The organism is Streptomyces sp. NPDC001880 (assembly GCF_053594575.1).
The window spans coordinates 195,579-204,882 of the sequence record NZ_JBSFET010000003.1; the positions used below are offsets into that span (position 1 = coordinate 195,579).

6 protein-coding genes are annotated in these 9,304 nt (G+C 69.6%); 3 read left to right on the forward strand and 3 right to left on the reverse strand.

What is annotated here, in order from left to right:
* Positions 1 to 161: 161 nt before the first annotated feature.
* A complete protein-coding gene (locus tag ACWCQ6_RS03545) occupies positions 162 to 3,509 on the reverse strand; it encodes a LamG domain-containing protein (protein WP_451085103.1) in 3,348 nt (1,115 codons plus the stop codon).
* A 510-nt stretch (positions 3,510 to 4,019) separates the two neighbouring features.
* Positions 4,020 to 4,865, reverse strand: coding sequence for an LLM class F420-dependent oxidoreductase (locus ACWCQ6_RS03550; protein ID WP_451085104.1), 846 nt, complete (start codon positions 4,863 to 4,865; stop codon positions 4,020 to 4,022).
* A gap of 275 nt (positions 4,866 to 5,140) precedes the next feature.
* On the opposite strand from ACWCQ6_RS03550, the gene ACWCQ6_RS03555 reads away from it, so the two are divergent.
* Complete coding sequence (locus ACWCQ6_RS03555) at positions 5,141 to 6,640, forward strand: CehA/McbA family metallohydrolase (protein ID WP_451085105.1); 1,500 nt, start codon at positions 5,141 to 5,143, stop codon at positions 6,638 to 6,640.
* A 27-nt stretch (positions 6,641 to 6,667) separates the two neighbouring features.
* Here ACWCQ6_RS03555 and ACWCQ6_RS03560 read toward each other — a convergent pair whose 3' ends face one another.
* On the reverse strand, positions 6,668 to 7,417 hold the full coding sequence (locus ACWCQ6_RS03560; RefSeq protein ID WP_451085106.1) for a hypothetical protein: 750 nt from the start codon (positions 7,415 to 7,417) through the stop codon (positions 6,668 to 6,670).
* Positions 7,418 to 8,101: 684 nt separating this feature from the next.
* On the opposite strand from ACWCQ6_RS03560, the gene ACWCQ6_RS03565 reads away from it, so the two are divergent.
* Entirely contained in the window at positions 8,102 to 8,725 is a 624-nt protein-coding gene (locus ACWCQ6_RS03565) for a DNA polymerase ligase N-terminal domain-containing protein (protein WP_451085107.1), read from the forward strand.
* Positions 8,722 to 9,304: endonuclease (locus ACWCQ6_RS03570; protein ID WP_451085108.1), on the forward strand; the 583-nt coding region annotated here is incomplete at its 3' end. The genes ACWCQ6_RS03565 and ACWCQ6_RS03570, both read left to right, overlap by 4 nt.

A 9,304-nucleotide genomic window follows, 5' to 3' on the forward strand; every position in this document is an offset into this window, starting at 1 on the left:
GCGCCTGCGGCACGCCGTGGCATACGGGGGGCGAGAAGACGACCACGCATAGACATCACACAGCTCCGCAAGGGCAGACTTGATTCGTTCAGAGGTCGGTTGGGGCGTGGTTGCGGTGGTCGGAGCAGCAGCCGCTGCCTCGACCACCGCAACCACCGGCACTACATGTCCGGGTCTCCGCTCGGGACACTCATACGGCTGATCGAGACGGGGTCAACCGCTCCGGCATAGACGCGGACTTCATCGATCACTCCCGCGAAGTAGTCGCTGCCGCCCGCCTGCGCCGACCGGCCGACCTGAAGCCCGCCGCTCGTGGGCCACGTCGTGTAGTCGAAACCTCTGGCCGTCGATGTCAGCTGCCCGTCGACGAAGAGGCGCACCTCATGCGTGGAGGCGTCGAAGACCACGGCCAGATGCTGACCTCCGGCGTCGGTACTGGGCAGGACCTCTTCATCGGTGACGGTCGTGACCTTGGCGGTGTTGCTGTCGGCATCGGTGACGGCCAGTTCCCATTGCCCCGAGGTGGCCTGGTACCGCACAGCCAGCCGGTCGGCGTTCTGCCCCGGGAGGGACAGAACGGTCTGGCTCTTCTGTGCGTCAATGGTGGTGGGCCTGACCCGCGCCGCCACGGTGTAACTGTCCTCCGCCGTCACCACGGGGCTGCCCGTCGACGCCCAGTCTCCGGAGCCGTCGAGCATCAGGCTCCCGTTGTCGACAAGGGCCGGTTCGTCGTCCACGGACGCGGGGGTGTAGATGGCTGCGTTGCCGTGAAGCGCGAGCGGTTGGCCATCCGTCTGCACGTTCGCCGAATCGCTGCCCACAGCGGATTCGAGCGGCCAGTACGCCTTGCGTTGCGGCTTGACCTTCGTCAGCTGGGCGATCTCCTCGACGGGCAGCGCACGGTCGAAGACCCTGACTTCCGCGAGGTCGCCCTGGAAGTGATCCCGGTACCCGCTCCCGGACAGTGCACGACCGATCTGGAGGCTGCCCCGGGAAGACCACGAGGTGTCCCGGTGCGCTGATCCCACCAGTTGCTTGTTGACATAGATCCGCAGCTCGGGGCCACTGGATGCTTGGGCATCGAAGACACCCGTGAGCAGTGCCCACTCGCCCTTCATCACCTCTGAGCCTTGGGCTACGGCACGCCAGGGGCTCGGGACGGCGACATCTGCGTCCGGCGTGGAGAACACCCAGTTCGCATCAGCCGCGTCGTAGCCGAGAGAGAAACCTGGAGCACTGACGCCGTCCTGGCTGAGCACTGTCATGCTGTGGTCCAGCACGTCGGGCCTGACCCAGGCGCTCGCGGTGAAGCTCTTTTCGGTGTCGACGACGGTGGCCCCGGTGTCGAGGTAGGCATTGGCAGAGCCGTCGAAGCGCGCCGCGCTGTCCACCGCGCCGCCGGGCCCTGGTACCCCGAACCCGACTCCGGTTCCGGGCTCAGCCGGGTGGCGTCCGGTTTCATCGTGCGCCTGGGCGCTGCCGGCTTCGTCGGCCAGATTCCATTGTCCTGTCGGCTGTTTGCCGTCCGTCACGAGGAACACGTACGAAGCCGGAACCAGATTGGAGTTGTTGGCACCGTCGAATGCCTCGACCGTCACCGAGTGCTGGCCTGCCCAGGTAGGCGTCCATTCCAGTGTGACTGCGGCACCCGACGTAGTGGCGACCGTCTTCACGGCGTCGTCGTCGAAGGCGTAGCGATACTCCTTCACGTCCTTGTCCGCGGCCTTGAACGTGAACTTGCCCGGCAGGCCCACCCCACGATGCCACTGCTCATCCGACGGATAGTCGGCGGAGGTGACCACGGGAGGTGCCGGTACGGTGCTGTCCCAGATGAATTCGCAGCGCTGAGCCGGATCACCGGAAGAACTCCAGGGCCCCCATGCATCGCCGTCGTAGGCCCTGGCAGCCCAGTAGATGACCTGGCCCTGCGGAATCTGAGGCTGCCCGGCCGACTGCTGCTTCACCTGGTAGCTGAACAGCGTCCCCTTGTTGGGGGACTTGTAACCGGTGTCGTAGGTGAAGAATTTTTCCTCTGTGCCTACCTTCCAGCGCACCTCGAACTGCATCTTCACCTGGTCGGTCTGCGTAGCGGTGTGGTCCGGGTCCCGGGCCTCGGCGAGCAGCGTCGGGAGTACGTTCGTGTAGCGGCGCCCGGTACCCCAAGCACACTTCCCCCCGGGGTTGGACGACATCAGCTTGTAGTCGACCTGACTGGGCGGCGTGTTGTACTCGATCTTCAGATAGCTGTTGCCGCAGACCCTCTTCCAACCCCCATAACTCGACTCGTCCTTGGCCCTCAGCCCCAGCGACATGCTCTTCCAGGATCCCTTCGCCGCCGCCTGGACCTCGGTCAGGAGCTTCCCGCCGCTGAAGTTCAGGTTGGCTCCGCTGGAGCAGGCGGTGGGCGAGATCTTCTTGTCGAGCGTGAGGAGATAAGAAGCCCAGTCGTCCTTGGTGTTGGACCAATTGCTTCCTGAAGTGATGGTCCGGTCCTTGCCCCCGATGCGGTAGAGGTCCACGGGTTCGGCCCGCGCGTCGGCCCAGTACACATGCTCCAGGCGTGCGGAGAACTGAGCGCTCAGGATCTGCTTCCCGTTGTAAGCGCTCATGGGGAACGTGAAGAGCAGCCGGCGCACACCGACACCCGCACAGCTCGCGGGGCTGTAATCCATGGGGCACTTGCCCATCCCCGCGCTGCCCGAGTATGCCCAGTCCTGCTCCGTCGGCATTCCGGACATGACCCCTGACCAAGCCGTGCGGTTCGTCGTCCGCGGGATCGGGTCGACGACCACCGGATACACGGTGTCCGTGCCGCGCAGCAGGCCCAGGTCCGGGGTCAGCGTGATCTGGTCGTCCCTGATCGTCATGCCGACCGCGGCCTTGCGGCCTCGCTCAGCCACATCGAGAGGTGTCTGCCGCGTGGACGGCAGGACAGCTGCGGAGGGACTCGCACCGCTCGGTGTCGAGTCCCACATGACGGCCTTCGCGGCCTCGAACACCGTTCCGCCAACGGCCTCGTCGACCGCCCGTATCCCTCCGCTCTCGGTCTGTTCGACCTTCAGGCCCTTGGTCGAGAGCCCGAGCTCGATGTTGTCCAGTCGCGGATCCGCAGCCGCCTGAGCGGTCTTGACGACGAGATAGTGTGCGAAGCCCTCTGCCTCGGCACGGACCATCAGATCGACGCCGGGAAGCACTTCTTCGTAGCGCGCGGTGTTCCCATCGACCTTCGGCTCCGGCAGCGGGGCGCCCGGCCAGGTCAGCGCGTACTCGCGACCGGCCTTCCCCATGCGCGCGAACGGGCCGCTGCCTCCGCTTGAGAAACGCACATCGACAGTCACCGCCTTGGGCGACCAGGAGCCGTCCTCGCGCCGCTCCAAGGTGTCGTCCAGGGCAACCCATGCGCCACTGCGCAAGGTGCGCACCGGCTGGGTGTACTCGTGTGCGGTGAAGGTTCCGCCCGGATTGGCGAACACCTCGCGGCGTTCCTGGCGGAGCCCTGTCACCTCCACCGGTTCACCTGAGACTTCGGCTGCCGCCCTGGCCGCCTGCTCGGTGAGAGCCTCGCCTGTCGCTGCGGCCGATTCGACGAGAGCGTCGGGTACAGCGGCAGAGGCTTGATCCTGCCCTCCCGGCAGCGCGGACATGCCTGCCGCCAGCAAAGCCGCCAGCAGGACCGACACCGTGCGGCGATTCACCCTTCGTCGACCGAGCCCGGGATTGTTCACCACTTCGGTCCCACCCGGTGAATGAGGACCCCTCGGCCCTGAACGTCACTCGTCCGCACCACAGCAGCCCCCCAGCTGTCTCCACACTCATGGTGATCCGATGAAGATCAGCCTCGAAAGTATGGGAAAACAGCGGGCGTTGACACACAGCAGATCCACAGGAAGTTACGCATGCAGGAAGCTGGCCCCTCCGCATATCGCTCACAGGAGAACGAAGAAATACACGAAGGGCATATGCCCTGACGGCGGCGAACAACTTGAGGGCGGACAGAAGCGCCGACGCCTGTTCGTCGGTCAGAGGAACTCCGCGTACGCGTCGAGCGCCCGCAGCACCTCCGGCTCGCCCGCCGGAGGCAGTTGCAGCACGACCTCCTCGATGCCCAGGTCCGCGTAGTGCGCCAGCTTGCCCGCGCTCGGGAGCACCGCGTACGGGACGACCTGGAGGTGCTTCGGGTCGCGGCCCGCCGCGTCCCAGGCCTCGCGGAGCTTCGGTACGGATTCGGTCAGGCCCCGGCCGCCGATGGGGAGCCAGCCGTCGGCGTACTGCGCGATGTGGGAGAACAGCTTGGGGCCCGCCGCGCCACCGATCAGGGTGCGGGGGCCGTTCACCGGGCCGCGGGGCTCCTGGGCCGGTTTCGGGTACGCGTGGCTGGCCCGGACAGAGCCGAACTCGCCCTTGTACGCAGTGGGTTCGTCCGCCCACAGGGCGCGCATCACGGCCATCCGGTCGCGGACGAGGTCACGGCGGGCCGGCCAGTCCACGCCGTGGTCCGCGGCCTCCTCGACGTTCCAGCCGTAGCCGACGCCCAGGGTGAACCGGCCGCCGGAGAGGTGATCGAGGGTGGCGACCTGCTTGGCCAGGTCGATCGGGTCGTGCTGGGCGACGAGCGTGATACCGGTGCCCAGCGCGAGGCGTTCGGTGACGGCGGCGGCCTGGGCCAGGGCGACGAAGGGGTCGAGGGTGCGGCCGTACTCGGGCGGGAGCTCGCCGCCCATCGGGGAGGGGGTGTCCCTGCTCACCGGGATATGGGTGTGCTCGGGCAGGTAGAGCCCGCCGAAGCCGCGCTGTTCGAGCTCGCGGGCGAGCCGCAGCGGCGTGATCGTCTCATCGGTGAGGAAGATCGTTGTGGCGATCCGCATGGGGGACACCTCCGTCGTGATCCGGTGAGGGACGAGAACCCAACGTATGCCGTGCGGTGCGGAAAGCCGAGCATGCGGGAGGTCAGGGGGACGGGTGGGGTGGGGAGTTGAGGGGTCGGCCGGTTCAGGTGTCCCGGTGTTCTTCCGGAGTTCACCGCCGGCCGCCAGGGTTACGGGTGCGCGTCGTTCCTCGACGCACGCGCCGTGCCGTGCCGCTCACGACACCCGGGGGAGCCCTTCGCATGTCCGCATCGCATTCCGCTCACGGTCACCCGATGGCCAGGCGCGGCCTTCTCGTCGCCACGGCCGCCACCGCTCTAACGTTGGGCACTGTGAGCTTCGCCGACGCCACAGCCCCGGACCGGGGCAACGACGGGACGGACCGGACCAGGACCGTGCGCGGCACCCTGCCGACCGGGTCGCCCGACTTCGTGTACCTGCCGGTCGAAGTACCGCGCGGAGTACGGGAGATCGCCGTCTCGTACACGTACGAGAAGACTCCCGTGCCGGCCGGGACGCAGGGCAACGCCCTAGACATCGGCATCTTCGACGAGCGCGGCACCGCACTGGGCGGGCGCGGATTCCGGGGGTGGTCCGGCGGGGCGCGCGGCAGCTTCTTCATCCGGGCGGACGAGGCGACCCCCGGCTACATCGCGGGTCCGGTGCGCGCCGGTACGTGGCACATCGCGCTCGGCCCCTACACCGTCGCCCCCGAAGGGCTGCCGTACGAGGTGACGGTCACCCTGCGTTTCGGACCTGCCGGGTCCACGCCGGAGCCGGTGTATCCGCCTCAGCGGGCGAAGGGGCGCGGGCGGGCCTGGTACCGGGGGGACTGCCATCTGCACTCCGTGCACTCGGACGGCAGGCGCACCCCCGCCGAGATCGCCGTCGCGGCGCGCGCGGCCGGGCTCGACTTCATCAACAGCAGCGAGCACAACACCTACTCCGCGCACGGGGCGTGGGACGGGCTGTGGGGCGACGATCTGCTCGTCCTCACCGGTGAGGAGATCACCACCCGCAACGGGCATGTGCTCGCGGTGGCCACCGACCCGGGCACGTTCGTGGACTGGCGCTACCGGGCCCGCGACAACCGGTTCGGGCACTACGCGAAGGCCGTGCGCCGGGCCGGCGGCCTGGTGGTGCCCGCCCATCCGCACGCCACCTGCGTCGGCTGCCACTGGAAGTTCGGCTTCGGCGAGGCGGACGCGGTGGAGGTGTGGAACGGGGCGTACTCCCCGGAGGACGAGATCGCTCTCGCCGAGTGGGACAACTCCCTGGTGGTCGCCGCCCGTTGGTCGAAGCCGTGGGTCGCGGCGATGGGCAACAGCGACGCGCACCGGGAGCCGGACGTGGTGGGGCTGCCGCAGACCGTCGTCCTCGCCGAGGAACTGTCGCGCGAGGCGATCGTGGCCGGGATCAGGGCCGGGCACTCGTACATCGCGGAGTCGTCCGCCGTCACGCTCTCCTTCGGTGTCTCGGGCGGGCGCGGGCTGCACGCCGGGATAGGTGAGCGGCTGCGGGTGGACGGGGACGACACCCCGCTCACCGTGCGGCTGGAGGTGAGCGGGGTGCCCGGCTGCACCGCGCACTTCGTCACCGACCAGGGCACGCTGTTCACGGCCGGGCTTCCGGAGTCGGGCACGGGGACCGTCCAGTGGCGTACGACCCCGGCCTACGCGGCCTATGTGCGGGCCGAGGTCCGGCATCCGGCGACGGTGCCGGGGCTGCCGGGGGCACTGGCGGCGCTCACCAATCCGGTGTTCCTGGAGGGGTAGGGCCTGTCCGGCGGGCCCGGGCCGGGCTCAGGCGCTGGGCAGGGTGCGCAGGTGTATGCCGTGGCGGGCCCGCAGCCGGCCGATCTCCCAGGCCGCGACGGCGGTGGTGGCCAGCGCGCCGCCCAGCGACAGCCAGAGGGGTGCGCCGTAGCCGTTCTTCACGACGTGGACCGGGAACAGCTCTCCCACCAGCAGCAGCTCCCACGAGAGCACCACGGTCAGCATCGCGGGCAGCGCCTGATGGATCTCCATGGTGCGGAACATGTAGCGGGCGACGCACGGCACCGACATGCTCACGAATCCGACGGCCCGCAGGAGCAGTGGGAGCCCGGCCAGGAAGGTCAGTCCGCCCACCAGCATGCTCGTGTGGTGGCCGAGCCAGAACGGGCCGACCGCGGTGGCCGCGAGCAGCAGCCAGTGGCCCAGGAACATCCCGACCGCGATGGACGGCCCGCGCAGGCGCCCCGTCATCCGCTGCCGGTCCGCGCTGCTCACGAGGGCGAGGAAGGCCGCGACGACCAGAGGCACCGTCACCAGCAGCAGGAAGGGGGCCGCCAGCAGTCTGACCACTCCGGACGCGGACCAGTTGGCCAGCCAGTCGACGAGCGGGATGTCGCGGGCCACCGCCTGGGGGACCTCCACGAGCATCGCGATCGAGACCCCGAACCAGAACCGGGTGAGCTGGATGCCCTGGATGAGGCGGTCGTCCAGGATCCGTTCCTCCGGCGGCTTCAGGTAGCGCTCGACGATCTCCCGGTCCCGCGCCATCAGCGCCACGGCTGTCCTCCGTCCCCCGCGGAGCCCACCGTCCCCGCATCCCCCTGTCCCGGGCCGCAGGACGTCCGGCGCCGGTGAAGGCGAACAGTGTGTCAGGAAGGCCCGCGTCGGGCCAGGGTCTGCTGGGTACTCGGAGTCCGCTGTGCGTACGCGGACGGGCCGGCCCCGGGCCGGCCAGGCGCCCGGCCAGCGGCGAGCCGGCGATGCCCGCGACCCCGGCCGCGCCCAGCAGGACGCCGATCTGCTGGGCGCTCAGATGCGTCACGAAGGTCAGATACAGGACCGAGGAGGCGGCCCACAGCCCCGAGCCGGTCCGGTCGACGGCCAGCGCGAGCAGCATGATCCGCGCGTTGCGGCCGCCCGGCGGATTGCGCAGCTGCGCCAGCAGCCCCTGCGTGCCCTTCGAGGCCCCCGCCTCCCCGTCACCCTTTCCGCCCTTCGTGCCCTTGCCCTTTTCGCCTCGCCGCATCACGCGCCCCCTCGGACATGCCCACAGGCATGTCTTGACATCAAGAGATCTTGAGCAAGGGGAAGACCGCCCGGAGAATACTCTCGACGTCAAGATACTTGATGGCGAGATACCTGCGTCCGGGCAGCTGCCGTAACCAGTCCCGGTGCGCCTCGCGACCGGGAGCGTCACAGTGGAAGGAGCACCGGGCGGGGGCTGCCGTAGGAGGTGTCCGGATGAATGCGACCGGCGACAACGACGACCGGACGCGCAACGGCGACCGGACGGACGACGGAGCACGGACGGGCGACGGAACACGGAAGGCCGCGGCGCCCTGCTTCGTCGTGCAGATCCACCAGGCGCGGCACATGCACTTCGACTTCCGGCTGGAGGTCGACGGCGTACTGAAGTCGTGGGCCGTGCCGCGCGGACCCTCCGAGAACCCGCGCGAGCGGCGGCTGGCCGTCGCGACCGAGGACCACCCGCTGGAGTACCGCACCTTCGAGGGCGTCATCACGAAGGGCGGGAACGGTGGCGGCACGGTGATCGTCTGGGACCAGGGCACCTACCGGCCGCTCAGCCACGACCGATGGGGCGCGCCGGTGCCGTTCGGGCAGTCCCTGGAGGACGGGCACGCGACGTTCTGGCTCGACGGGACCAGGCTGCACGGCGAGTTCGCCCTCACCCGCTTCAAGGGTGGCGAAGCCCCGGGCGAGGAGGTGTGGCTGCTGATCAAGGCCAAGGACGGGCAGGCCACCCACGAGGGCCCCGACGCCCCGGACCCCTACCTCGCGCGTTCGGCCCGCACCGGCCGTACCCTGGCCCAGGTCGCGGCCGAGGAGGGAGGCGGGCCCCCGTGACCGCCCGCGACACCGTGACCGTCCTGCTCTCCCGCTACGGAACCACGTACGCGGACGAGGCCGGGATCCGGCTGCGCAACACGCCGCAGCCGCTGTACCAACTCCTCGTCCTCAGCGATCTGTTGAGCGCCCGCATCCGGGCCTCCGCGGCGGTGTCGGCGGCGCGTGCACTGTTCGACCACGGCATGCGCTCACCACGCCGGATGGCCGAGGCGACCTGGCAGCAGCGGGTGGACGCGCTGGGCGAGGGCGGCTACCGGCGCTACGACGAACGGACCGCCACCCAGCTCGGCGACGGGGCACTGCTCCTGCTCGACGAGTACGGGGGCGATCTGCGGCGGCTGCGCGAGGAGGCCGACGGCGACCTGGACGTGCTGCGGGCCGGGCTGCGCCGGACCCCGGGCATCGGCCCGGCCGGCGCGGACATCTTCGTACGCGAGGTGCAGGCCGTATGGCCGGAGACGGCGCCGTACGTGGACGGGAACCGATCCACCGCTGGAGCGAGGGCCAGAAGCTCTGGCAGCGCGCCGAGCAGCTCGGCTTCCATGCCGCCTACACCTACGACCACCTGGCCTGGCG